Consider the following 23,469-nt stretch of genomic DNA (forward strand, 5'->3'; position numbering starts at 1 on the left):
CATTACTACCCTTTTACTTCTCTTATTCTAAATACAAATCATACCCTCGGTGTTCCCCAATATTCCCTTTTTCAGAAATTAAACGGTGAGGACGATAAACAAAGAAGACGACCTCATAAATCCCCTTATTATCTTTAATTTTAATATATTGCTCTTGCTTTTTTTCTGTATATATATATTTACTGTAATCATAATCACGGTATTCAAAAGAATATGTACCTGTAAAGACAACTTTATCTATTATTTTAGCTTTAGCATTTTTAATGATTTTGCTCAATTCTACTTTATTATTATCATAAAATTTGAGGGTTATTTGATCTCTAGGGCTTTTAAATATTTTCCCCACTAAGTATGAGTGACTAATATTTGTTGGTTGGTAGTAGGGTTCAGCAACAAAAGGCATACGCAGATCGCAGGCGGTGAGTATAAGTAAACTTAAATAAATATATATTTTTTTCATTTGGTTTATCCTTTTTAATTTAAGAGAAATTCAAACTCGCTATAAGTTGCATTCATAATAGTGGATTGATAGGGTATTTTATCCTCATCTCCCTCTTTAAATATTTTCTTAATTGACTTTACTTTTATTTCATTTGGTTTTGTATCAGGGAAGTAATAAACCGCTCTTTCTTGAATAACTAAATGACTGTTTTGTTGTTTAGAATAGTAATTAACATATTTAGGAGAGGCTTCTACAAGTTCAAATACCCCTTTTTTTAGTATCGCATTTTCAATTCCACAACCGTGTTCTAATAGCGTAAAATCTATTTTTTTAGGAAATTGAATGGGCGTTGTTTCGATAATTTCAAAGGTTAGATCACTGGAATAACAATCAGGGGCACCACAATCAAGGTCGTGAAGATTAAAAGGAATGTTAAAATGAATTTTATTATCTATTTGTTTTACAAGACCTTTAATATACAAATCTTGCAGTATAGGATTAGACTTTATATTTTCGTTAGGTTTTGAATTAAGAAGTAATTGTCTTATTGCTTCCTGCTCTTCTTCAAAGGTCAATTTTGCACTATTTTGCTTTTTATTTTGGCTATCAGACCCCTTAAATATTTTTTCTGGTAAAAGTGATTTGCTAATATCAACATATTGAGAGGAGAGAGGAGTAATAACTGAAGTGTGAAAATCACAGGCAGTCAGTGTCAACAAACTAACTAAAGCAAAACTTTGTTTTATGTGTTTTTTCATCTTTTTTCCTATGTTCTTATATTCAAAGGCTTTCCCATAATAGTAGATTTAGGACAAAATGAAAACAGATAACATTTTTTATAATATTATCTGCTATTTCAAAAATAATTTACTATTTACCCACTCGAACATCGTGTAACCATATTTTATCTGGTTGAGAAAGCATATAAGCAATAACGTCAGCCAAATCTTCAGGATTAGTAAAGTTTTGTGTATCAAAATTATCACCACTTTTGGCAAACATCTCAGTATTAGTACCACTTTGATAAACACCTGCAATTTTTATATTGGTCTCTGCTAAATCTTGCTTTAATACTTCAGTAAAACCTCGAATTCCATATTTACTTGCGGTGTAAACCGATTGGTTCTGTTGTGCAACAACCCCTGACTTTGAAACAATGTTAATGATACGAGCTTCTTCACGTTGTCTTAAAACAGGAAGCAATAAGCGTGTGGTATGAATAACCGCCAACAAATTAGTTTGAATAATATCGTCAACCATTTTGGCATCCATCTCATCCACAGGCATTAATTTTTGCCAAATTCCAGCATTATTAATAAGAACATCAACAGTACCAAAATCGGAAACAATGGATTGTAACGTTAATTCTAATTTTTCAGTATCACAAATATCACAGATATAATAGTTGGTATTAACAGCACCGAGCTCCTTGGCTTGTTTTACCACTTCTACTAACTGTTTTTCATTGCGAGCAATTAATGCCAATTGGCATTTTTCTTTTGCCAGTCTTAACGCTAATTGCTTACCAATGCCTGTACTTGCCCCAGTTATAACAATAATTTTATTGGATAATTCCATTTTTTCCTTCTCCTTGTAGATATGTATTTATTGTAACTTTATTGACTTACCATAAACGCTGCCATCAAATTCAAAAATTAATTCTTCATTACTTTTCAATGCGTTAATAACAGTATTTATATCCTCTTCACTATAATTAGACCAAAATAACATATCTGATATCGTTCCCTCTGATCTTTTATAATAATCTTCGATAACTTTAGTATATTTTTCTAAATAATACATTTGCTCTGGTGGTTCTGTTTCCCAAATTAACCGTAAACCCTCATTTATTTCTGCTTCACTTATCGTGCCAACCTCAATTGGCTGAATAGCTAAACTATCACAAAACTCGTCTAAACTCATCGAGCACCAGTAGTTATCTAAGGTATCAATATCTGTATGCATTACTGCGATTTTATTTACTTGCTCTAAAATAGATTCTTTTTTCTCTTGAGGGAGATCTTCACTATAATCTTCTAATAAATGAAATAAGTTTTCACTTCTTATTGTTTCTTGTTTAGTCATTATTGATTTCATAATAGCTCCTTACGTGGAGACAGGGAATGCCCTGCCTTATATCAATATGTTATGTTAAAATATACCGTCACTCTATCTAAAAATAAAGTAACCTTATATTTGACTATTGTACTTGTAATTTTTCATATAAAGCAAAAATTTCAAATACAACCTCATCAGTTGCTTCAATAACAGGTGCTGGCATCAAAGAAATTGTATTTTCCATTTTATGGGCAATATTTGCAATAAAACCAATAATATAGATTATGATATCTAATGCCTGCTCTTCTTTATCATTTTTTACTTGATAAACTAACATTCCTAAATCATTATCTTCATCAATATTATCCAAAAATACACTGATAGCACTTGCTTGAATATCTTGTTGTAGTACAAACTGTTTTGCTTTAGTTGTGGCAGGGTTTACTGCTGTATAAATATTTTGATTATCTTTTAATAAGGGAATAACTTGCTCACAAACTTTCAACACCGCTTTACATTTTTCTATATCTGTTAATGTTAAAAAATCAGATTTTTGCATAACTTTTTACTCATTAATTTTCACTAAAACCAAAATGAGAGTAGGTTCTTGATGTTGCGATACGTCCTCTTGGGGTGCGTTGTAAAAAGCCTTGTTGAATAAGGTAAGGTTCTAATACATCTTCAATGGTATCTCGCTCTTCGCCAATGGCTGCTGCTAAGTTGTCTAGCCCAACAGGTCCTCCATCAAAGCGTTCAATCACAGCAAGTAATAATTTTCTATCCATAAAATCAAACCCTTTTGGATCGACATCCAGCATTTTAAGGGCTTGTTGGGAAATTTCTTTAGAAATCACACCGCTATTTTTAACATCCGCAAAATCTCGTACTCGACGTAATAAACGGTTTGCAATTCGAGGTGTACCTCGTGAACGGCGAGCAATTTCAATTGCAGCCTCATTAGACAAGGCTAAATTTAAGCAATTGGCACTTCGTGTAACAATGGAAGTTAGATCTTCTACAGAATAAAATTCTAAACGTTGCACAATACCAAAACGATCTCGTAATGGCGAAGTAAGAGAACCAGCTCGAGTGGTTGCACCAACTAATGTAAAAGGAGGGAGATCTAACTTAATGGAACGAGCAGCAGGTCCTTCACCAATCATTATATCCAACTGATAATCTTCCATTGCGGGATACAATATCTCTTCAATCATTGGGGAGAGACGGTGAATTTCATCAATAAAAAGGACATCATAAGGCTCAAGGTTAGTGAGCATTGCCGCCAAATCCCCTGCTTTTTCAAGTACTGGTCCTGAAGTGGTACGAATATTCACGCCCATTTCATTGGCAATAATATTAGCAAGGGTAGTTTTTCCCAACCCCGGAGGTCCAAATATCAATAGATGATCGAGGGCATCTTGACGCATTTTAGCGGCTTGGATAAAAATTTCCATCTGCTCTCGAACCGTAGGTTGTCCCACATAATCAGCCAATAATTTTGGTCGGATTGCACGATCAATAACCTCTTCTTCTGGCTGAGAAGAGGCACTGATAATTCTATCTGCTTCTATCATTGTGTTTTAATATAACTGAAAGCTGGAATAACTTTTCTCACCCCTTTTGTATGGCGAGCAATATTTATCACAACTTGTGATTGCTTAGGCGTAACGTGTCCCATTAAGAAAACTTCACCATTTTCAGTGAGAACTTTAACATTATTGCTTTTTACATATACGTTAGCCAATAGCTGCGTTTTAACTTGCGTTGTTATCCACGCATCTGTTGTGATCTGCCCAGCACCTATTTTTTTCGCAATACGTATTTCGTTATAAACCAGTCTCACACCTTGTTGCCCTAAAGTAATTTTTCTTGCAGTATCTGCCGCAATTTTATTAGGTGCTTGACCTGCTAATAAAACTTTACCATTGTAAGACACTATCACAACTCTTGCTTCTTCTTTTAATTGTGCATCTTTATTTAAGCGATAATTAATTTTTTCTTCTAAGGTTTCATCATCTATTTGTCTTCCTGCTGTTCGAGGATCTGTTGCCACTTTAGTTGCCGCCGCAACCGCTCCAACAGTACCTACAACAGCAGCAGTTACACAGCCTTGTAAGGATAGTAAACTAGCTGAAAGCAAAGTAATTACACTTATTTTTTTTAACGTTAAATTAAACATAATAATATTCCTTATAAATATTAATTAAGAAAAGAGCAACGTATCTATTGATTCACACATTAAATTTAAACTAAATAAATGTCCTTCAATAATACGCATTTCATTATTAGACGCAATGGCGATTTCTGTATCTGTTTTTGCTAATAACCCAGCGGTATGATGATTATGACTACTTGTAAATGCAATAATACCTAAATTTTCATTAACCGCACTATAAATTGCATTTAAAACAATGTCTTCATTACCAAATGGAGAAAATACAATCAATATATCCCCTTCTTTTGCCACTGCTTGAAGTTGTTTTTTATAGAGTGAATGAATATCATCATCCTGCACTGACATTGTGGCTAAAACACCTTCAAAACTCAGCAATACACTTGGAAAGCTTGGTCGAGCTAAATCATAACGATTTGATAAATGACTCACTAAAAGTTGTGCATTACTGTAAGAACGCCCAGAACCACACACAATAATCTTATTACCTTTTAATAAACATTCAGCTATCTTTTTTGCTGCTTGCTCTATTGCTTGAGGCAATAATTCAGAAGAAGCAAGTTGGATTTGAATACTTTCCTGAAATCGATCTTTTATTTTTTGTAACATTTTTTATTCTTATATAAAAGTAAGCGGTAACATTATTAAAAAAATTTGCAAATTTAATCTAAAAAATTAGGGATCCAAAGAGGTTCATTTGTTCCTTCAAAAGCAATCACGTCAAAACGACAATCTGCACTATCGAGACTTAATCCTTGTCTTGCTAACCATAAATCTGCCGCATTCAACCATTTCTGTTGTTTAGTATAAGTGATACTTTCTACAGCACTACCAAAATTTGCATTTTTACGTTGTCTAACTTCTACAAAAACAAAGGTGGTATTTTGTTTCATAATTAAATCAAGCTCGCCACACTTAAACGTTTGGTTTGCCGCAACAAAGAGCAATCCTTTTTGTTCTAAGAATAAGCGAGCTTTTTGTTCAAAAATAGCACCTTGATGACGCATTTTATTCTGAAGCACTCATTTCTGAAATAGAACCACCATTATATTGTAACCATTTCATACCTCGTTCTACATGACAATCAACACTGGCTTTTAATTCTCCTGTTAATCCTGAAATGGTAAAACCTGGAATTTGACGTAATTCGTTAAAGTGATGAATTAACGTCCAAGCATCAGCTCCCATCGCATACAAACGCATCATCGAATAGTCATTTTTAGCAACTTTACGTGCTTTTTTATATTCTTGTGAAGATTTATCCGTTAATAATGGAATTTCACTAAATTTAACACCATTCATTGTAATATAAAAATCTGCATTACTATTTGGAGAATGACTACGAGAAGAACTATAAATCGCAAATTGATTTGCAAAATGAGAACTACTCAGTGATTCTTTTGCCTCTAATAATTGATCAGCAGTACCCAAAAAGTAAAGAGCTTTTCCTTCTTCATTTTGTAATTTATTTACAATATCTGCTGCTTGATCATAGTACCGTACATTAGCATCATTATTGGTTAATTTTCTCCATTGAGAAACAAACGCATTTGCGGAACGTCGTCCAAAATCATTATTTGGAGCAAATACAATCACTTGGTCAATATTATCTTTATATATTTTATTTGCTGCAGAATGTGCTTCTGTTTCTGGCGCTAATCCGTAATAACAGACCTTCGTTCTTACTCGGGAGTTTTTCGTTGCATTCAATGTTAAAATACTTAATCCATCAATATTAGATTGACTAAACATTTCATCTACTTTTGATTTTAGTAACGGTCCAACAATAGCTTGTGCACCTGATTCTTGTGCTTTTTGTATCAAAGATGATAATGATTCAGCACTCGTATCAAAAATATTTACCGTTGTCATATCTTCTGTACCACGAGCATCATTAAATCCTTGTTGAATAATGTCACCAAGAAATTGCAAATCACCGCTTAATGGCAATAACAACGCAATATTATCAAAGGTTGTTTGTTTAAATGTTGTAATTGCCTTCAACTCCGTTGGTAATACTTTACTTGCACTATGATTTGGATATTGCATTTTCCAATTATTAATTGCTTGTGGCAGCACTTCTGGTGCACCCAGATTATCATTATAAAGTTCGATAAGCGATAACCATCCCGCTAATGAATATTCCCCTGATTTTATATCTGTTTGAGAAAGCATTTGTTTATTAGCACTTCTTAACAATGCCCAAATATTGTTATTATTCTGTTGATATTCAGGAATATTTGTTAAATATTTCTCCAATAAAATACGCATTCTTACTGCTTCAATAATATTTTTTTTATTTTCTGCAATTTTTACTAAAACATTATAATAACGTTTAGTTTGAGAGTGACTTAATTGCGATAAAGATATTGCTTTAAGAGAATGGTTTGCTTCAATATTTTTATGTTCCATCGCCATCAGTTTAGCGGTTAATAATTTGTACTCTATTCTCTGTGCATCAACCAATATAACAAGTCGTTTAAACATATTTTTTGCTTCTACAACTTTATTTTCATTTAATAATTGACGAATAGCCAATAAACGATAACTCTGTTTGGTTTCAGCATCTTTGCTGTGTACCATTTTATTAACATAAAATTCTGAGCTTGAATAAGCATCATTTTTTAGTGATTCAGTGACTTCATTTTTAAAAAGCCCCACGCCTGTACAAGCTGATAAAAAAACAACCATTATTATTGGCATTAAAATGGTTCTTATTTTTTGTTTTAAAGTTAGCTGTTGTCGTGTATGTTTTTGTACTAAAATAGACATATAAAATTCCTTCATAACAAATTATTTAAAGATATTACTGAGCTAATGAGCAAAAAGCAAATGAAAAACAATCAAAATTCTCAACAATATGGTAAATTATATATTGTTGCCACACCAATTGGAAATCTTAATGACATCACTCAACGAGCACTTACAACACTTGAGCAAGTTGATCTCGTTGCAGCAGAAGACACTCGCCATAGTGGATTACTACTTAGCCACTATGGAATAAAAAAACCTTTTTTTGCATTACACGATCATAATGAGCAGCAAAAAGCGACAACATTAGTTGAAAAACTACAACAAGGTTTAAATATTGCCCTTATTTCTGATGCAGGAACCCCCCTTATAAGTGACCCAGGTTTTCATTTGGTGCGTGAATGCAAAAAAAATGACATCCAAGTAATCCCCATTCCAGGTGCTTGTGCAGCTATTACTGCATTAAGTGCTGCTGGCGTTGCTTCAAATAGATTTAGTTTTGAAGGTTTTTTACCTGCTAAAACAAAAGCTCGCTGTGATAAACTTCAAGAATTAAAAGATGAAAGTCGAACACTTATTTTTTATGAATCTACTCACCGTATTTTGGATACTCTCCAAGATATGCAAAATATATGGGGAGATGAACGTTATATTGTTATAGCAAGAGAACTCACAAAAACGTGGGAAACCATTTATGGCAACACGTTGTCACAACTCACAAACTGGTTAAAAGAAGAAAATAATCGTACAAGAGGAGAAATTGTACTCATCGTAGAAGGAAAACTAACTAAAGAAACCGAAGAGCTCTCTCCACAAGCCATTAAAGCATTGACATTATTAACTCAAGAATTACCATTAAAAAAAGCAGCGTCTCTTGTTGCTGATATTTTTGGTTATAAAAAGAATGCATTATACCAATATGGCTTAGCATTTCTTAAATAACGACATCATTTTTTCGTAAAACGTTTTCGTAGTCCAGCATTGTATAAGGCTGTATCTGCTTCTTCAAGCAGATACTCTTTTTGTTTGTTATTTAAAGTATATACAAGTTGATTATTCAATGCTCCGTGTAATTTGAACAATAGGGGTTCTGTAACATCAAACCCTTTTTCAATGAGTTTAACGAAAACATCAACTTCACCTAAATGATGTAATTCACCCACTGTTTTTATTCCATTTCGCTGCAATAATCGCTCTAAATTAATATTCATATTAGGTAGATGACGAATTAACCTCTTTGCAGTTACTTTTTCTCTCTCTGTTTTAAGTGATTGAATTAGAGAAAGCAACCAATCTGCATCTTTAAAAAATTTATCCCATTGATTTTCTGCAACAAAATAAAAATCACACATTAAAACAGAATTTTCATTAAAAAAAGTAGAATAATGTTCATCCCGAATAAATTCCTTAGATATCTTCAAATACAATTTATTGTCTTTATATAATCCAAACATTAAATTATCTTTGAATAAACCATAATAAGAAAAATAAGTTTTGATCACTAAACCTTCAACTATGGGTGCCAATAATTCTCTAATTTCTTTTGTCTTGTTATCTATTTTATTCATCATAAGCTCCTATAAATACATAAAGATGAATATTAAAATTAATTTTAATATCTACTATAAAATGAAATAAATAAGTAAGCTCGATTTTAAGAAATTTTTGCGATCTAGATCGCAAAATGATTATTAACCCATTGAAAAATTGAATTTAAATTCTTTCTTTAATTAATTCAGTAAGCAAATGGATATGTTCACTATTCGTGTTTAATGCTGGAATATAGCGGTAAGATTTTCCACCATTTTTACAAAAAACATCCTGATTTTCTACCGCTATTTCCTCCAAAGTTTCCAAACAATCTACTGAAAATCCTGCACAAATCACGGCTATTTCAGATATACCTTTTTTAGGATAATTTTCTAAAACTTTGTCAGTATAAGGCATCAACCATTCCTCTTTTCCAAAACGAGACTGAAAACTGAGTGACCACTTGCTTTCATCTAAATTTAATGATGAAGCAACCAGAGAAGCGGTTTCTCGACAATGATCCGAATAAAAATCTCCTTCATTTTCATAACGTTTTGGAATACCGTGAAAAGAAAAAAGTAAGTGTTCACTTTCTTTTAATTGAATTGATGTAGCAAGGGCTTTTATATAAAGAGGGTGATTATGATAACTATGAATAAAATCAAAAGGCACCATTTTTTTATGCTGTTTTAGTGCTTTAGCAAAAGCATCAAACACAGGTGCTGTGGTGGTACTACTATATTGTGGATAAAGAGGTAATACTATTATTTTATCAACATTTTGAGCCAATAGACTAGTGACGCCATCACTGATTGAAGGCTCGCCATAAGTCATTCCTAATTCAACAACCACATCTTGATTTTCTAAATTAAACGAATGTTGAATGGCTTGTTGTTGCTGACGAGAAATGGCTAAAAGAGGGGAACCTTGCTCTGACCATATTCTTTGGTACAGTTTTGCTATTTTAGGGGCTCGCTTTGGTAACACAATGCCATTTAAAATAGGTAACCATTTTAATCTAGGTAGATCAATCACTCTAGGATCACTTAAAAATTCTTTTAAATAACGCTTTATCGCAGGTACCGTTGGTGCATTTGGTGTCCCTAAATTTGCTAATAAAATTCCAACTTTCATTTATATCCTCAAAATTTACTCTTTTTGTCTTATTATGTATATAATTTACTGTATAATCCTAGAAATTATGGCATATCTTGGATAAAATTCCTCATTATTTTTTAAATTAAGGTAATTATGAAAAAGTGGATCATCATTTTAATGTTTGTAATGGGCTTAACAGCTTGTGGTGTAAAAGGCTCTCTGTATTTTCCAACTGAACCAACCCAACATCAAACAAAATAAAAAATAAGCGGTATCATTCTCTTTATTTTTTACAAAAATAACCCCTATCGTTTTGAATTAACTTTAATGAATATCACAAGAACTAAAGTTAATTCTAATGATGGTTGTTAATGAAAACTAATTTAAAACACACAATTTTAACAATGCATTAACATACAAAAGATTATTTAATTGATATAGCTCAACTTTACAAAATTCATTTTGAATCAGAGAGATGAAAGGATTATAATTCAACAAATTTTATAAACTTTCAAATTTTAGTTGAATTATGATGATGTATTCTCCTGTTGAAATGGCAAAAATTGCACAAGAAGGTGCAGTATATAAAGCATTAAAAAAACCATTATATGCGTTTATCTCTGCGATCCTTGCTGGTGCATTTATTGCCATTGCATTCGTTTTTTATACCACTGTTAAAACAGGGGCTGGTAGTATGCCTTGGGGCATTGCCAACCTTGTTGGTGGTATCGTCTTTTCACTTGGATTAATGTTATGTGTCGTATTTGGCACAGACCTCTTTACCTCTACAACACTTACCATTATCGCTAAAGCAAGTGGTCGAATTACTTTTTCTCAAATGTTTAAAAACTGGGGAATTGTGTATGTAGGGAATTTAGTTGGAGGCGTAATTATTGTGACATTGATGTGGTTTGCAGGACAATATATGGCAGATCACGGTCAATGGGGATTAACCATTTTAAAAGTCTCACAACATAAACTACATCATACTTGGGTAGAAGCGTTTAGTCTTGGCATTATGTGTAATGTAATGGTGTGTGCAGGTGTCTGGATGTCCTATGCAGGTAAAAGTTTAACCGATCGTACCCTCATCTTAATTTTACCTATCGCTATGTTTGTGGCATCTGGTTTTGAACACTGTGTGGCAAATATGTTTATGGTACCGATGGGAATTTTAATTCAACACTGTGCAAGTCCTGAATTTTGGAGTGCAATTAGTATTGATCCTGCACAGTTTGCAGATTTAACTATTGGACATTTTATTAGTAGCAATCTTATTCCAGTAACATTAGGAAATATTGTAGGCGGATCATTCTTTATCGGTTTGGTTCAATGGTTTTTACATATTAGAAAACATTAATTAGCACACTATTTGTTTGATAAATTTTGGAATTTCAAATTAACAAGCGGTTAGATTTAAAATAATTTTTGCAAATTTTTTATAATATGTAACCGCTTCAATTTTAACTTATCTTTAATTATAGAGGATTTAACGATGACTCAAATGACAGAAGTTCAGCAACAAGCGTGGCAAGGCTTTGCTCACGGTGATTGGCAAGAAAACGTAAATGTACGTGATTTTATTCAAAAAAACTATACGCCTTATGAAGGTGATGAATCTTTCTTAGCAGACGTAACAGAAGCAACAACAACGTTGTGGGCAAAAGTAATGGAAGGCATCAAAGAAGAGAACCGTACTCACGAACCTCTTGATTTTGATACCGATCTTCCTTCAACAATTACATCTCACCCAGCAGGTTATATTGATAAAGAGTTAGAAAAAATTGTTGGTTTACAAACAGATAAACCATTAAAACGTGCCATTATTCCATTTGGTGGAATTAAAATGGTAGAAGGTTCTTGTAAAGTTTATGGTCGTGAATTAGATCCACAAGTGAAAAAAATCTTTACTGAATACCGTAAAACACACAACCAAGGGGTATTTGACGTTTATACTCCAGATATTTTACGTTGTCGTAAATCAGGTATCATCACAGGTCTTCCAGATGCTTATGGTCGTGGTCGTATTATTGGTGACTACCGTCGTGTAGCATTATATGGTATTGACTTCTTAATGGCAGATAAATTAAATCAATTCCATTCATTACAAGAGCGTCTAGAAAATGGGGAAGATTTAGAAGGTACAATCCGTTTACGTGAAGAAATTGCAGAGCAATACAAAGCACTTTCTCAAATCAAACAAATGGCTGCCACTTATGGTTACGATATTTCAGGTCCTGCAAAAAATGCACAAGAAGCGGTTCAATGGTTATACTTTGCATATCTTGCTGCAGTAAAATCACAAAATGGTGCAGCGATGTCATTCGGTCGTACTTCAACATTCTTAGATATTTATATCGAACGTGATTTAAAAGCAGGTAAAATTACAGAACAAGACGCACAAGAGTTAATGGATCACTTAGTAATGAAATTACGTATGGTGCGTTTCTTACGTACACCAGAATATGATCAATTATTCTCTGGCGACCCAATGTGGGCAACAGAAACATTTGCGGGAATGGGCTTAGACGGTCGTACATTAGTAACTAAAAACAGCTTCCGTATGTTACACACATTATACACAATGGGACCTTCTCCAGAGCCAAACTTAACTATTCTTTGGTCTGAGCAGTTACCAAAAGCATTTAAAGAATACTGTGCAAAAGTATCAATTGATACTTCTTCTGTTCAATATGAAAATGATGATTTAATGCGTTCAGATTTCCAAAGTGATGATTATGCAATTGCGTGTTGTGTAAGCCCAATGATCGTAGGTAAACAAATGCAGTTCTTTGGTGCTCGTGCAAACTTAGCGAAAACAATGCTTTATGCCATCAATGGTGGTATTGACGAAAACAGTAAAATGCAGGTAGGTCCTAAATTTGATCGTATTACTTCTGAAGTATTAGACTTTGACGAAGTAATGGATCGTATGGATACCTTTATGGACTGGTTAGCTAAACAATATGTGACTGCGTTAAATATCATTCACTATATGCACGATAAATACAGCTATGAAGCATCACTAATGGCATTACACGATCGTGATGTATATCGTACAATGGCGTGTGGTATCGCAGGACTTTCAGTTGCCGCTGATTCACTTTCAGCAATCAAATATGCAAAAGTAAAACCAATTCGTGATGAAGACGGTATCGCCGTTGACTTTGAAATCGAAGGTGAATACCCACAATTTGGTAACAACGATTCTCGTGTAGATGATTTTGCGTGTGATTTAGTTGAACGTTTTATGAAGAAAATTCAAAAACTTAAAACTTATCGTAATGCTGTGCCAACTCAATCAGTATTAACTATCACCTCTAACGTGGTTTATGGTAAGAAAACAGGTAACACCCCAGACGGTCGTCGTTCAGGTGCACCATTCGGTCCAGGTGCAAACCCAATGCACGGACGTGATCAAAAAGGTGCGGTAGCGTCATTAACCTCTGTGGCTAAATTACCATTTGCGTATGCAAAAGATGGTATTTCATATACTTTCTCAATCGTACCAAATGCGTTAGGTAAAGATGATCTTGCTCAAAAACGTAATTTAGCAGGCTTAATGGACGGTTACTTCCACCACGAAACAGAAGTGGAAGGCGGTCAGCACTTAAACGTAAACGTAATGAACCGTGAAATGTTATTAGACGCAATGGAAAATCCTGAAAAATACCCACAATTAACTATTCGTGTTTCAGGTTATGCAGTACGTTTTAACTCTTTAACTAAAGAGCAACAACAAGACGTCATTACTCGTACATTTACACAATCTATGTAATAAAAATCTTACCTAATATTTTTTAGGTAAGATTGTCAAAATAAGGGATTAAGTTTAATATAATTAGACTTAGTCCTTTTTGTTTTTATTGCTATGAATAAAATTAAAATAATGTTGTGTGTTTATCTACATGAATTTAGGTACTATGCTAATTTTAAAGGCAGAGCAAGTATTGAATATTATCGTTCATTTATAAGAATTTACGCTATTATTTTTTTCTGCTTAATGGGATTAGCCGAGTATTCTGATGAAAAAGTTTTTGTGGAAATTCTTGTTATTTATTTTTTTATCAGTTTATTTCCAATGCTTGCAGTGATGACTAGACGTTTACACGATTTAGGCAAAAGCGGATGGAATATTATAGATATAACAACATTAGATTTAATAAGATTGAGCGATAAAGAAGGCTCACCAGAACCAAATAAATATGGTGAAAAGCCAAATGATATGGAGTTTATAAAAATTAAAAAATTACAATGAGATTTACAATGGTGGAGCTTTTAGAAGCCAAAATAAATGAAATATAAAAAATGGTCAAAGCAAAGAGTCTTTTGACCATTTTTATTATTTTAACTTATTGAATAATAGGCATAAAGGATTAAAAGTCTAACCCTATTTATTAATGTTATTGATCATTAAAATATATCAAAGATCAAATTAAAATAGACCTATACCAATTTAGTAAAAACTACATTTTTTCAACGGTTTTAATACCCAATAAATCTAATCCTTGTTTTAAGGTTTGAGCAGTTAAATAAGCTAATTTTAAACGACTTTGTTTTACATCTTCTTCCGCATTTAGGATCGGACAAGCCTCATAAAATGTTGAAAAGGTACCTGCCAATTCATAAAGATACTGACACAACACGTGTGGCGTCCCTTCTTTTGCAACCATAATCACGGCTTCTTCAAATTGTAATAATTTTAAGGCTAAAGCACGTTCTTTGTCCTCTGTTAGCAGCAGTTTACCCGCCAATGTTTTTGGATCAATATTAGCACGATTGAAAATAGAGCTTACTCGAGTATAAGCATATTGCATATAAGGTGCCGTATTGCCCTCAAAACTTAACATATTATTCCAATCAAAAATATAATCTGTAGTACGGTTTTTTGATAAATCGGCATATTTAACAGAACCAATACTCACAGCTTCAATTACAGCCTGTTTCTCTTCTGGTGTTAAATCAGGATTTTTTTCTGAAATTAATTTATCTGCTCGAATTTTTGCTTCATCAAGCAAATCAACTAACTTAACCGTACCACCTGTACGTGTTTTAAATGGTTTACCATCTTTACCTAACATCATTCCAAAATAATGATGTTCAAGACTAAAACTATCTGGTACATATCCAGCTTTACGAGTAATTAACCATGCTTGTTGCATATGCTGAGCTTGACGAGAGTCTGAAAAAACTAATGCACGATCTGCTTTTAAAGTATGGTAACGGTATTTTGCAGCGGCAATATCTGTAGTAGTATAAAGAAAGCCTCCATCACGCTTTTGAACTATTACACCTAAAGGCTCCCCTTCTTTATTTTTAAATTCATCAAGATAAACGACATAAGCACCATCATCTTCAACCGCTAAGCCTTGCGCTTTTAAATCCTCCATAATTTCAGGTAACATCGGGTTATATAAACTCTCTCCCATCACGTCTTTTTCCGTTAAAGTAACGTTCAAACGATTATAGTTTTGTTGGTTATGGAGCATTGTGATATCAACTAATTTACGCCACATTCTATGGCAATATTCATCTCCACTTTGTAATTTAACCACATAATTACGTGCTTTGATTGCAAACTCTTCATCCTCATCATAATGTTTTTTTGCATCACGATAAAAAGCCTCAAGATCACTTAATTCCATTGCCGTTGCATTCTCATTTTCTATTTTTTCAAGATAAGCAATCAACATTCCAAATTGTGTTCCCCAATCTCCCACGTGATTAGCTCGAATAACCTTGTTACCCAAAAACTCTAATGAGCGAACCACTGCATCGCCGATAATAGTTGAACGCAAATGTCCGACGTGCATCTCTTTCGCAACATTTGGTGAAGAGTAATCTACTACCACTCTTTGATTTTGGTTGAGTTCAATGCCTAATTTTTCACTTTTTAATGCTAATTCTGCATTCTTTTCTAACCACTTAGGATCTAAAAAAATGTTAATAAAGCCCGGTCCTGCAATTTCTAATTTTTCTGCAATACCCACTAAATTAATTTGATCCAGTACTTTTTGAGCAAATTCACGAGGATTGACCCCTAATTTCTTCGCTGCTCCCATAATACCATTGGCTTGATAATCCCCAAATTGAGGTTTTCCCGATTGACGCACCAATGCTTCACAATTTGCTTCAGCACCAGCTAAAACCATTGCTTGCTGAATTTGTTTAGATAAAATTTGTTGAATATTCATTTTTATAACCTGTTAATAATGTAATCGTATTAAATATGGATAAGATGATACTAAATTTTGCAAAAACTTTCGACAATCTTACCGCTTGTTTTTTGATAAAAGAACTCTTTTGAGTGATTATTGTCTTAAATAGTGCAATAATGGAAGAAATTCAATTTTTAGGAGAATATAAAATGAAGAAATTAGGTTTAACATTTGCCTTAGCCATCAGTTTAGGTTTGGTGGGTTGTGCTAATCAAGATGTATATGGCGGAAATGTATATACTGGATCTCAAGCAAAAGAAGCTCGTTCAATTAGCTATGGAAAAATTGTTTCTGTACGTGACGTTCTTATTCAAGCAAAAAGTGATGGTGTTATCGGCGGAATTGGTGGTGGTGCACTTGGTGGTGTACTTGGCTCTACTATCGGTGGTGGAAAAGGTCAAGAAATTGCCACCGCAGTTGGGGCAATTGCAGGTGCTGTGCTTGGTAATAAAACAGAGCAAAAAATGAATCAAGTTGTTTCTATGGAAATGGTGATTCGCAAAGATAATGGTAAAGAAATTGTCGTGGTTCAGAAAAAAGAAGCTGGTTTTGTACCAGGTAAACGAGTAAGAATAGTTGGCTCATCTTCTGATCTTAATGTTTCATTACTTTAAATATTATTAAAATATGTAGGGTTAGCGATACTCGTTAATTCTACTAACACTAAGAGATAGAGAAATACAAGTTATGAACACTCTTGTGGTGTTCTAATTTTTTGCCCTAATATCAGGGCGAGCTCATAAATTCCCCTATGCAATTCACGGACAAACCGTCGCTGACTTAATTTATAAGAAAGCAGATACCAACAAAGAATTTATGGGTTTACAAACGTGGAAAAATGCTGATTTGCAAATTTTTGATTGAATGTGACCGCTTGTTTTTTCTTATTAGTAATTTCCCCTTTAGCTTACAAATTAGAAAGACGATTTTTTATTTAGCCAACCATAAATAGTGTGTTTTTTATTCTTTAATAGAGCAAATAATCTATATTCATCACAAAAAAATCCCTTTTTAACCAAATTAACCTTATCAATCATTAGTATTTTTTATTGTTATCATTTATAATTCTAATCTAAAATAATAAAGTTAATTCTATATTTCATATAAATTGAGATAAAAATCAAAATAAATTGGCTTTTTTGAAATATAAAAGTGGGAAGGGGTGTTATGTTATATGATAAAAATGAAGTGCGAGAAAACTGTGGGTTTGGGTTAATCGCAAATATTGAGGGTGAACAAAGCCATAAAGTGGTGCGTAATGCCATTTTAGGTCTCTCTCGTATGCAACATCGTGGAGCGGTGTTATCAGATGGAAAAACAGGGGATGGCTGTGGGTTACACTTGCAAATGCCAAAACGCTTTTTTCGTTTTATTGCTGAAGAGCAAGGGTTTAAATTGGCAAAAGAGTTTGCGGTGGGGCAGATTTTTTTTCCTGCAGAGCCTGAATTAATCGAGCAATATACACAGATTATTAAACAAGAATTAACCAAAGAAACCTTAACCATCAGTGCGTGGCGTGATGTAGCGATCAATAGGTCTATTTTAGGATCTATTGCCTTAGCCAGTTTACCTGCGATTAAACAGGTATTTATTAATGTACCACCGGGTTGGGGCATTAAGGATATGGAACGCCGTTTATATATGGCACGTCGTCGTATTGAAAAACGCATTGAACATAATGATTTTTATATTTGTAGCCTCTCTTCGCAAATTATTATCTACAAAGGGCTATGTATTCCTAAAGATTTGCCTAAATTTTATTTAGATTTGGCGGATTTACGTATGGAAAGTGCGATTTGTCTCTTTCATCAACGTTTTTCTACCAATACGCTACCTCAATGGAAATTGGCACAACCTTTTCGTTATCTAGCCCATAATGGTGAAATCAATACCATTTCAGGAAACCGTGCGTGGGCAAGAGCAAGGGCATATAAATATAGCACGCCGTTGATCCCTGATTTGCAAACTATTGCACCTTTTATCAATGAAACAGGCTCGGATTCTAGTTCGTTAGACAATATGTTAGAACTCTTTGTGAATGGGGGAATGGATTTATTTCGAGCAATGCGTTTATTGATTCCACCTGCGTGGCAACATAATCCTGATATGGATGAGGACTTGAAAGCTTTCTATGATTTTAATGCAATGCATATGGAACCTTGGGATGGACCAGCTGGGATTGTGTTAAGTGATGGTCGTCACGTTGCTTGTAATTTGGATCGTAATGGTTTACGCCCTGCTCGTTATGTGATTACGCAAGATAAGTTAATTACCATTGCCAGTGAAGTAGGGATTTGGGATTATGCCCCTGATGAAGTGATTGAAAAAGGGCGTGTTGGACCAGGGGAATTGTTAGTGATAGATACTGATAATGGTCGCTTAATTCATTCCGCAGAAATTGATGCTGAAATTAAAGATCGCCACCCATATCGAGAGTGGTTAGAGAAAAATGTATTACGTTTAACCCCTTTTGAAAAGGTGTCTGATACTGAAGTTGGTGATATTGAGGTTACGCCTGAGCAACTACTCACTTATCAAAAGCAGTTTGGTTATACAAAAGAAGAGCTTGAAAATATCATTCAAGTATTGGGTGAGAACGGACAAGAGCCAGTAGGGTCGATGGGTGATGATACCCCATTTGCGGTATTGTCTGAAAAGCCTCGTGTTATTTATGATTATTTTCGTCAATATTTTGCACAGGTTACCAATCCGCCGATCGATCCTTTGCGAGAAGCCCACGTGATGAGCCTTGCCACAAATATTGGGCAAGAGGTGAGTGTCTTTTTTGAAACAGAAAGTACCTCCCATAGAGTGAATTTTAAATCGCCAATATTAGTTTATTCTGATATGCAACAAATATTGGCATTGCCTCAGCAGTGGTATAAACATATATTTTTAGATGCGACTTATAATCGTGATATTACCGATTTAAAAAGTGCCATTGCTGATTTGTGTGATCAAGCGGAAGAAGCCGCAAGAAAGGGTTGTGGTTTAATTGTGGTATCTGATCGTTTGATTAGTAAAACAAATTTACCTATTCCTGCGGCATTGTCAGTGGGGGCGATACAGCAACGTTTAGTTGAGAAAAATTTACGTTGTGATGCCAATATTATTGTGGAAACAGGCTCAGCACGTAACCCTCATCACTTTGCTGTGTTAATTGGGTTAGGAGCAACAGCGGTCTACCCTTATTTAGCTTATGAAACATTAGGGCAGCTAGTCAAACTAGGTGCAATGAATAAACCATTACGAGAAGTTATTGCGAATTTCCGTAAAGGGATTGATAAAGGGCTGTATAAAATAATGTCTAAAATGGGTATTTCGACTATCTCCTCTTACCGTTGTGCTCATCTTTTTGAAGCGGTAGGATTAAGTAAAGAAATTACCAATTTATGTTTCCCTCGTATTACTTGTCGTATTGGTGGTGCTTCCTTTGAGCATTTAAACCAAGATAATATAATGCTCAACCGCTTAGCGTGGCGTGTTAGCCAACCATTACCAATGGGAGGAGAGCTTAAATATAAACCACAAGGTGAATATCACGCTTATAATCCTGATGTAGTGAATTATTTACAACAAGCCGTGAATTCAGGGGATTATCAGATTTATAAAAAATATACCGAAGTGGTAAATAATCGCCCTGTTACCAATATTAGAGATTTATTACATCTGAAAATAGACTTACAACAGCCTATTCCTCTTGAACAGGTTGAACCCGCAGAAAATTTATATAAACGCTTTGATAGTGCGGCAATGAGTATCGGAGCATTAAGCCCAGAAGCCCACGAAGCATTAGCAACTGCAATGAACCGTTTAGGTGGTTTCTCAAATTCAGGGGAAGGAGGGGAAGATCCTGCTCGCTATGGCACAGAAAAAGTGTCTCGTATTAAGCAAGTCGCCTCAGGTCGTTTTGGGGTAACGCCTGCTTATTTAATGAGTGCTGATGTGATTCAAATTAAAGTAGCACAAGGGGCAAAACCCGGTGAAGGGGGGCAACTTCCAGGTGATAAAGTGACGCCTTATATTGCAAAATTACGTTATTCCGTACCGGGTTCAACCTTAATTTCCCCCCCGCCTCATCACGATATTTATTCTATTGAGGATTTGGCACAATTAATTTTTGATCTAAAACAGATCAATCCAACGGCATTAATTTCAGTAAAACTGGTTTCCTTACCAGGCGTTGGCACCATCGCAACAGGCGTGGCAAAAGCCTATGCAGATTTAATCACTATTGCAGGGTATGACGGTGGCACAGGTGCAAGCCCTCTAACGAGTGTCAAATATGCGGGTTCACCGTGGGAACTTGGTTTAGCAGAGGCTCAGCAGGCATTGGTTGAAAATAATTTACGTCATAAAGTCCGTTTACAAATTGATGGTGGCTTAAAAACTGGTCTTGATGTGATTAAAGCAGCGATTTTAGGGGCAGAAAGTTTTGGTTTTGGTACAGGTCCTATGATTGCATTAGGTTGCCGTTATTTGCGTATTTGTCACTTAAATAATTGTGCGACAGGTATTGCCACACAGGATGAGACGTTACGTCAAAATCATTATCACGGCTTACCTGAAAAAGCGATGAACTATTTTAAATTTATCGCCCAAGATGTACGTGAAATTATGGCACAACTCGGTGTTGAAAAATTAACGGATCTGATTGGGCGGACGGATCTTTTGGCGGTGATCGAAGGTAAAACGGCGAAGCACTCACAACTTGATTTAACGAGTTTACTTTATAAACCGCAAGTACCAAAAGGTGGGGCAACACATTGTATTGAAAGTAATCCACCGATGGATCAAGGTTTACTCAATAAAGCGATAATGAAAGAAGCTGAGAGCGTATTGCAATCTGACGAGCCTTGCCATTTAGAAATGAATTTTGATGTCAGCAATTTAGATCGTTCTATTGGGGCGACACTTTCAGGCAAAATTGCACAGAAATATGGTAATAAAGGCAATCCACAGCAACGCTTTGACCTTAATTTAGTGGGAACAGCAGGGCAAAGTTTAGGGGCGTGGTTATCTGGTGGCGTGAATATTTCTCTGATTGGCGATACTAACGATTATGTCGGTAAAGGTATGGCAGGCGGAAGCATTGTTATTCGTCCACATACTGGCGTGTCATTCCAACCAGAGCATTCAACCATTGCGGGGAATACCTGTTTATATGGTGCGACAGGTGGAACACTCTATGCTTCAGGGCGAGTGGGAGAACGTTTTGCGGTTCGTAACTCAGGTGCAATCGCTGTTGTTGAAGGTATTGGTGATAATGGTTGTGAATATATGACTGGCGGTGTGGTATGTGTGCTAGGTAAAACGGGTATTAACTTTGGTGCAGGTATGACTGGCGGTTTTGCTTACGTATTGGATGTGGATGATCGACTTCAAGAGCGTATCAATGGTGAGTTAGTGGAAGGGGTATCTATCGTTGATTTAACAAGGCATCAAGTACATTTAAAGAGTTTACTTTCTCAATATCTTGAGCAGACAATGAGTCCATTAGCAGAAGTTATTTTAGAGAATTGGGAAGAATATATTGCACGTTTTGTGCTTGTTAAACCCAGATCGAATGATGTTGATGGCTTGCTAGGACAAGATCGCCATACCATCAATGAACTTGGTGTAATTACCCAATAGTGAGCAATAACAAGCGGTAGGATAAAGATCAAAATTTGCAAATTTTTATCACTAAGTCACCGCTATCACCAAATTAAAGTAGGAAAGAATATGACAAGACAAGGCAATATTTATCAATTTATCGATGTAAATCGTAATGATCCACCTAAAATTCCCTTAATACAAAGGAAAGAGGATTTTATTGAGATTTATGAAGTGTTTAGTGAACCACAGGCACAGTCCCAAGCAGATCGTTGTTTAGCCTGTGGTAACCCTTATTGTCAACATAAATGCCCATTACATAATAATATTCCAGAATGGCTGAAACTAACCTATGAAGGGCGAATTATTGAAGCAGCAGAATTGGCACACGAAACGAATACATTACCTGAAATTTGCGGACAAGTTTGTCCTCAAGATCGCTTATGTGAAGGAGCGTGTACTTTAAATCCTGAATTTGGTGCCGTGACGATTGGCAGTATTGAAAAATATATCACAGAAACCGCCTTTGAAATGGGCTGGCGACCTCAAGTAAAAAACATTCCTCATTCAGGTAAAAAAGTCGCAGTAATTGGCTCAGGACCTGCTGGCTTAGGCTGTGCTGAGCAACTGATTAAAAATGGTGTGTCGGTCACGGTGTATGAACGTCAACCTGAAATTGGCGGATTACTCACTTTTGGTATTCCATCATTTAAGTTAGAAAAAAGTGTGATGAGCCGTCGCCGTGAAATTTTTAGTGAAATGGGGATTGAGTTCAAATTGAATATTGAAATTGGAAAAGATATTCAGTTGGAGGAAATTGTCAATGACTATGATGCCGTTTTTTTAGGGATAGGGACGTATCAAAGTATCAAAGCGAATATTCCTAATGAAGAGGCTCAAGGAGTCTATTCTGCCCTTCCTTTTTTGATTGGCAATACAAAGAATGTGATGAGCTTAGAGACCGACGAATTTGTTTCATTACAAGGTAAGCGAGTGGTTGTGTTAGGTGGCGGTGATACGGCAATGGATTGTGTGCGTACTGCTATTCGTCAACAAGCAACGGAAGTGATATGTGCTTATCGTCGTGATGAAACCAATATGCCGGGTTCTAAAAAAGAGTTTGTTAATGCAAAAGAAGAGGGGGTTAAATTTCAATTTAATGTACAACCTACGGCAATTCAAACCAATGAAAAAGGTGAAGTAACAGGTATTGAAATTGTACATACCCAACTGGGAAAACCAGATAGTAGTGGTCGTCAGCGAGCTGAGATTGTGGAAGGCAGTGAAAAAATCATTGATTGTGATGTCGTGATTGTTGCCTTTGGTTTTTCTCCTTCAAAAATGTCTTTTTTAGAGCAAGTCAGTGTAAAAATAGATGATTACGGTAGAATTGAAGCAAAAGGAAATCATAAGCAACAAACATCCAATCAGAAAATTTTTGCAGGAGGAGATATTACCAGAGGTTCAGATCTTGTTGTCACTGCGATCGCAGAAGGACGAGATGCCGCCCACTCTATTCTAGATTATTTAGAGGTATGATAAAAAAACAAGCGGTCAGATAAACACAAAAATTTGCAAATTTTTGCATTAAAGTGACCGCTTAT

Annotated in this window: 22 protein-coding genes; 9 read left to right on the plus strand and 13 right to left on the minus strand. The window is 34.9% G+C overall.

Annotated elements, in window-relative coordinates:
* Window positions 1-22: 22 nt before the first annotated feature.
* The 10 genes from U9966_RS02195 to U9966_RS02240 all read right to left on the minus strand — a co-directional run bounded on the left by U9966_RS02195 (window position 23) and on the right by U9966_RS02240 (window position 7,445).
* Window positions 23-460 (minus strand): hypothetical protein, encoded by a 438-nt coding sequence (locus tag U9966_RS02195; RefSeq protein ID WP_306346707.1) that lies wholly within the window; start codon window positions 458-460, stop codon window positions 23-25.
* A gap of 14 nt (window positions 461-474) precedes the next feature.
* Window positions 475-1,200 carry a hypothetical protein gene (locus U9966_RS02200; protein ID WP_306346706.1) on the minus strand — a complete coding sequence of 242 codons (726 nt, stop codon included), beginning with the start codon at window positions 1,198-1,200 and terminating at the stop codon, window positions 475-477.
* 112 nt (window positions 1,201-1,312) lie between these two features.
* The gene (locus tag U9966_RS02205) at window positions 1,313-2,020 is read right to left on the minus strand and encodes an SDR family NAD(P)-dependent oxidoreductase (RefSeq protein ID WP_306346705.1); all 708 of its coding nucleotides are present in this window, start codon (window positions 2,018-2,020) and stop codon (window positions 1,313-1,315) included.
* 27 nt (window positions 2,021-2,047) lie between these two features.
* Window positions 2,048-2,539, minus strand: coding sequence for a hypothetical protein (locus tag U9966_RS02210; protein ID WP_306346704.1), 492 nt, complete (start codon window positions 2,537-2,539; stop codon window positions 2,048-2,050).
* A 103-nt stretch (window positions 2,540-2,642) separates the two neighbouring features.
* On the minus strand, window positions 2,643-3,059 hold the full coding sequence (locus tag U9966_RS02215) for an Imm6 family immunity protein (RefSeq protein WP_090920164.1): 417 nt from the start codon (window positions 3,057-3,059) through the stop codon (window positions 2,643-2,645).
* Between the two features lie 13 nt (window positions 3,060-3,072).
* Entirely contained in the window at window positions 3,073-4,074 is a 1,002-nt protein-coding gene (ruvB, locus tag U9966_RS02220) for a Holliday junction branch migration DNA helicase RuvB (RefSeq protein ID WP_306346703.1), read from the minus strand.
* Window positions 4,071-4,679, minus strand: coding sequence for a division/outer membrane stress-associated lipid-binding lipoprotein (gene dolP, locus U9966_RS02225; protein ID WP_306346702.1), 609 nt, complete (start codon window positions 4,677-4,679; stop codon window positions 4,071-4,073). Before dolP ends, ruvB begins: the two co-directional genes overlap by 4 nt.
* 24 nt (window positions 4,680-4,703) lie before the next feature.
* Window positions 4,704-5,282: a D-sedoheptulose-7-phosphate isomerase gene (locus tag U9966_RS02230; protein ID WP_306346701.1), complete on the minus strand. Its 579-nt coding sequence runs from the start codon at window positions 5,280-5,282 to the stop codon at window positions 4,704-4,706.
* Window positions 5,283-5,335: 53 nt separating this feature from the next.
* Window positions 5,336-5,680, minus strand: coding sequence for a YraN family protein (locus U9966_RS02235; protein WP_306346718.1), 345 nt, complete (start codon window positions 5,678-5,680; stop codon window positions 5,336-5,338).
* Between the two features lies 1 nt (window position 5,681).
* Window positions 5,682-7,445, minus strand: a complete 1,764-nt coding sequence (locus tag U9966_RS02240; protein WP_306346700.1) for a penicillin-binding protein activator — start codon at window positions 7,443-7,445, stop codon at window positions 5,682-5,684.
* A gap of 60 nt (window positions 7,446-7,505) precedes the next feature.
* Between U9966_RS02240 and rsmI the strand changes: the two genes are divergently transcribed.
* Window positions 7,506-8,366 (plus strand): 16S rRNA (cytidine(1402)-2'-O)-methyltransferase, encoded by an 861-nt coding sequence (gene rsmI / locus U9966_RS02245; protein WP_211597834.1) that lies wholly within the window; start codon window positions 7,506-7,508, stop codon window positions 8,364-8,366.
* 5 nt (window positions 8,367-8,371) lie between these two features.
* On the opposite strand, the gene U9966_RS02250 is transcribed toward rsmI, so the two are convergent.
* Both U9966_RS02250 and hemH read right to left on the minus strand, forming a co-directional pair.
* Window positions 8,372-8,992: a TfoX/Sxy family DNA transformation protein gene (locus U9966_RS02250; protein WP_211597835.1), complete on the minus strand. Its 621-nt coding sequence runs from the start codon at window positions 8,990-8,992 to the stop codon at window positions 8,372-8,374.
* A 145-nt stretch (window positions 8,993-9,137) separates the two neighbouring features.
* Window positions 9,138-10,088, minus strand: a complete 951-nt coding sequence (gene hemH, locus U9966_RS02255; RefSeq protein ID WP_306346699.1) for a ferrochelatase — start codon at window positions 10,086-10,088, stop codon at window positions 9,138-9,140.
* A gap of 117 nt (window positions 10,089-10,205) precedes the next feature.
* Between hemH and lptM the strand changes: the two genes are divergently transcribed.
* The 4 genes from lptM (at window position 10,206) to U9966_RS02275 (ending at window position 14,310) form a co-directional block, all read left to right on the plus strand.
* Window positions 10,206-10,313 carry an LPS translocon maturation chaperone LptM gene (gene lptM / locus U9966_RS02260; RefSeq protein WP_211597837.1) on the plus strand — a complete coding sequence of 36 codons (108 nt, stop codon included), beginning with the start codon at window positions 10,206-10,208 and terminating at the stop codon, window positions 10,311-10,313.
* Window positions 10,314-10,587: 274 nt separating this feature from the next.
* Entirely contained in the window at window positions 10,588-11,412 is an 825-nt protein-coding gene (gene focA / locus U9966_RS02265; RefSeq protein ID WP_306346717.1) for a formate transporter FocA, read from the plus strand.
* A gap of 135 nt (window positions 11,413-11,547) precedes the next feature.
* On the plus strand, window positions 11,548-13,830 hold the full coding sequence (gene pflB, locus U9966_RS02270) for a formate C-acetyltransferase (RefSeq protein WP_306346698.1): 2,283 nt from the start codon (window positions 11,548-11,550) through the stop codon (window positions 13,828-13,830).
* Between the two features lie 93 nt (window positions 13,831-13,923).
* Window positions 13,924-14,310 (plus strand): DUF805 domain-containing protein, encoded by a 387-nt coding sequence (locus U9966_RS02275; RefSeq protein ID WP_306346697.1) that lies wholly within the window; start codon window positions 13,924-13,926, stop codon window positions 14,308-14,310.
* Between the two features lie 208 nt (window positions 14,311-14,518).
* Here the strand turns inward: U9966_RS02275 and argS are convergent, their stop codons facing one another.
* Window positions 14,519-16,246 (minus strand): arginine--tRNA ligase, encoded by a 1,728-nt coding sequence (gene argS / locus U9966_RS02280; RefSeq protein ID WP_306346696.1) that lies wholly within the window; start codon window positions 16,244-16,246, stop codon window positions 14,519-14,521.
* Between the two features lie 173 nt (window positions 16,247-16,419).
* Here argS and U9966_RS02285 point away from each other — a divergent pair, with 173 nt between their 5' ends.
* The 4 genes from U9966_RS02285 (at window position 16,420) to U9966_RS02300 (ending at window position 23,404) form a co-directional block, all read left to right on the plus strand.
* The gene (locus U9966_RS02285) at window positions 16,420-16,884 is read left to right on the plus strand and encodes an outer membrane lipoprotein (protein WP_306346695.1); all 465 of its coding nucleotides are present in this window, start codon (window positions 16,420-16,422) and stop codon (window positions 16,882-16,884) included.
* Window positions 16,885-17,053: 169 nt separating this feature from the next.
* Window positions 17,054-17,134 (plus strand): hypothetical protein, encoded by an 81-nt coding sequence (locus tag U9966_RS02290; protein ID WP_322631727.1) that lies wholly within the window; start codon window positions 17,054-17,056, stop codon window positions 17,132-17,134.
* A 303-nt stretch (window positions 17,135-17,437) separates the two neighbouring features.
* The gene (gene gltB / locus U9966_RS02295; protein WP_306346694.1) at window positions 17,438-21,904 is read left to right on the plus strand and encodes a glutamate synthase large subunit; all 4,467 of its coding nucleotides are present in this window, start codon (window positions 17,438-17,440) and stop codon (window positions 21,902-21,904) included.
* A 90-nt stretch (window positions 21,905-21,994) separates the two neighbouring features.
* Complete coding sequence (locus U9966_RS02300; RefSeq protein ID WP_306346693.1) at window positions 21,995-23,404, plus strand: FAD-dependent oxidoreductase; 1,410 nt, start codon at window positions 21,995-21,997, stop codon at window positions 23,402-23,404.
* Window positions 23,405-23,469 lie beyond the last annotated feature (65 nt).

Origin of the sequence: Pasteurella atlantica (assembly GCF_963693435.1) — a bacterium.
GTDB lineage: Bacteria > Pseudomonadota > Gammaproteobacteria > Enterobacterales > Pasteurellaceae > Phocoenobacter > Phocoenobacter atlanticus.

Excerpts from the sequence above, each read along its gene's own strand:
- U9966_RS02195 (WP_306346707.1), bottom strand. The coding sequence starts at position 460 with ATGAAAAAAATATATATTTATTTAAGTTTACTTATACTCACCGCCTGC.
- U9966_RS02200 (WP_306346706.1), bottom strand. The coding sequence starts at position 1,200 with ATGAAAAAACACATAAAACAAAGTTTTGCTTTAGTTAGTTTGTTGACA.
- U9966_RS02205 (WP_306346705.1), bottom strand. The coding sequence starts at position 2,020 with ATGGAATTATCCAATAAAATTATTGTTATAACTGGGGCAAGTACAGGC.
- U9966_RS02210 (WP_306346704.1), bottom strand. The coding sequence starts at position 2,539 with ATGAAATCAATAATGACTAAACAAGAAACAATAAGAAGTGAAAACTTA.
- U9966_RS02215 (WP_090920164.1), bottom strand. The coding sequence starts at position 3,059 with ATGCAAAAATCTGATTTTTTAACATTAACAGATATAGAAAAATGTAAA.
- ruvB (WP_306346703.1), bottom strand. The coding sequence starts at position 4,074 with ATGATAGAAGCAGATAGAATTATCAGTGCCTCTTCTCAGCCAGAAGAA.
- dolP (WP_306346702.1), bottom strand. The coding sequence starts at position 4,679 with ATGTTTAATTTAACGTTAAAAAAAATAAGTGTAATTACTTTGCTTTCA.
- U9966_RS02230 (WP_306346701.1), bottom strand. The coding sequence starts at position 5,282 with ATGTTACAAAAAATAAAAGATCGATTTCAGGAAAGTATTCAAATCCAA.
- U9966_RS02235 (WP_306346718.1), bottom strand. The coding sequence starts at position 5,680 with ATGCGTCATCAAGGTGCTATTTTTGAACAAAAAGCTCGCTTATTCTTA.
- U9966_RS02240 (WP_306346700.1), bottom strand. The coding sequence starts at position 7,445 with ATGTCTATTTTAGTACAAAAACATACACGACAACAGCTAACTTTAAAA.
- rsmI (WP_211597834.1), top strand. The coding sequence starts at position 7,506 with ATGAAAAACAATCAAAATTCTCAACAATATGGTAAATTATATATTGTT.
- U9966_RS02250 (WP_211597835.1), bottom strand. The coding sequence starts at position 8,992 with ATGAATAAAATAGATAACAAGACAAAAGAAATTAGAGAATTATTGGCA.
- hemH (WP_306346699.1), bottom strand. The coding sequence starts at position 10,088 with ATGAAAGTTGGAATTTTATTAGCAAATTTAGGGACACCAAATGCACCA.
- lptM (WP_211597837.1), top strand. The coding sequence starts at position 10,206 with ATGAAAAAGTGGATCATCATTTTAATGTTTGTAATGGGCTTAACAGCT.
- focA (WP_306346717.1), top strand. The coding sequence starts at position 10,588 with ATGTATTCTCCTGTTGAAATGGCAAAAATTGCACAAGAAGGTGCAGTA.
- pflB (WP_306346698.1), top strand. The coding sequence starts at position 11,548 with ATGACTCAAATGACAGAAGTTCAGCAACAAGCGTGGCAAGGCTTTGCT.
- U9966_RS02275 (WP_306346697.1), top strand. The coding sequence starts at position 13,924 with ATGAATAAAATTAAAATAATGTTGTGTGTTTATCTACATGAATTTAGG.
- argS (WP_306346696.1), bottom strand. The coding sequence starts at position 16,246 with ATGAATATTCAACAAATTTTATCTAAACAAATTCAGCAAGCAATGGTT.
- U9966_RS02285 (WP_306346695.1), top strand. The coding sequence starts at position 16,420 with ATGAAGAAATTAGGTTTAACATTTGCCTTAGCCATCAGTTTAGGTTTG.
- gltB (WP_306346694.1), top strand. The coding sequence starts at position 17,438 with ATGTTATATGATAAAAATGAAGTGCGAGAAAACTGTGGGTTTGGGTTA.
- U9966_RS02300 (WP_306346693.1), top strand. The coding sequence starts at position 21,995 with ATGACAAGACAAGGCAATATTTATCAATTTATCGATGTAAATCGTAAT.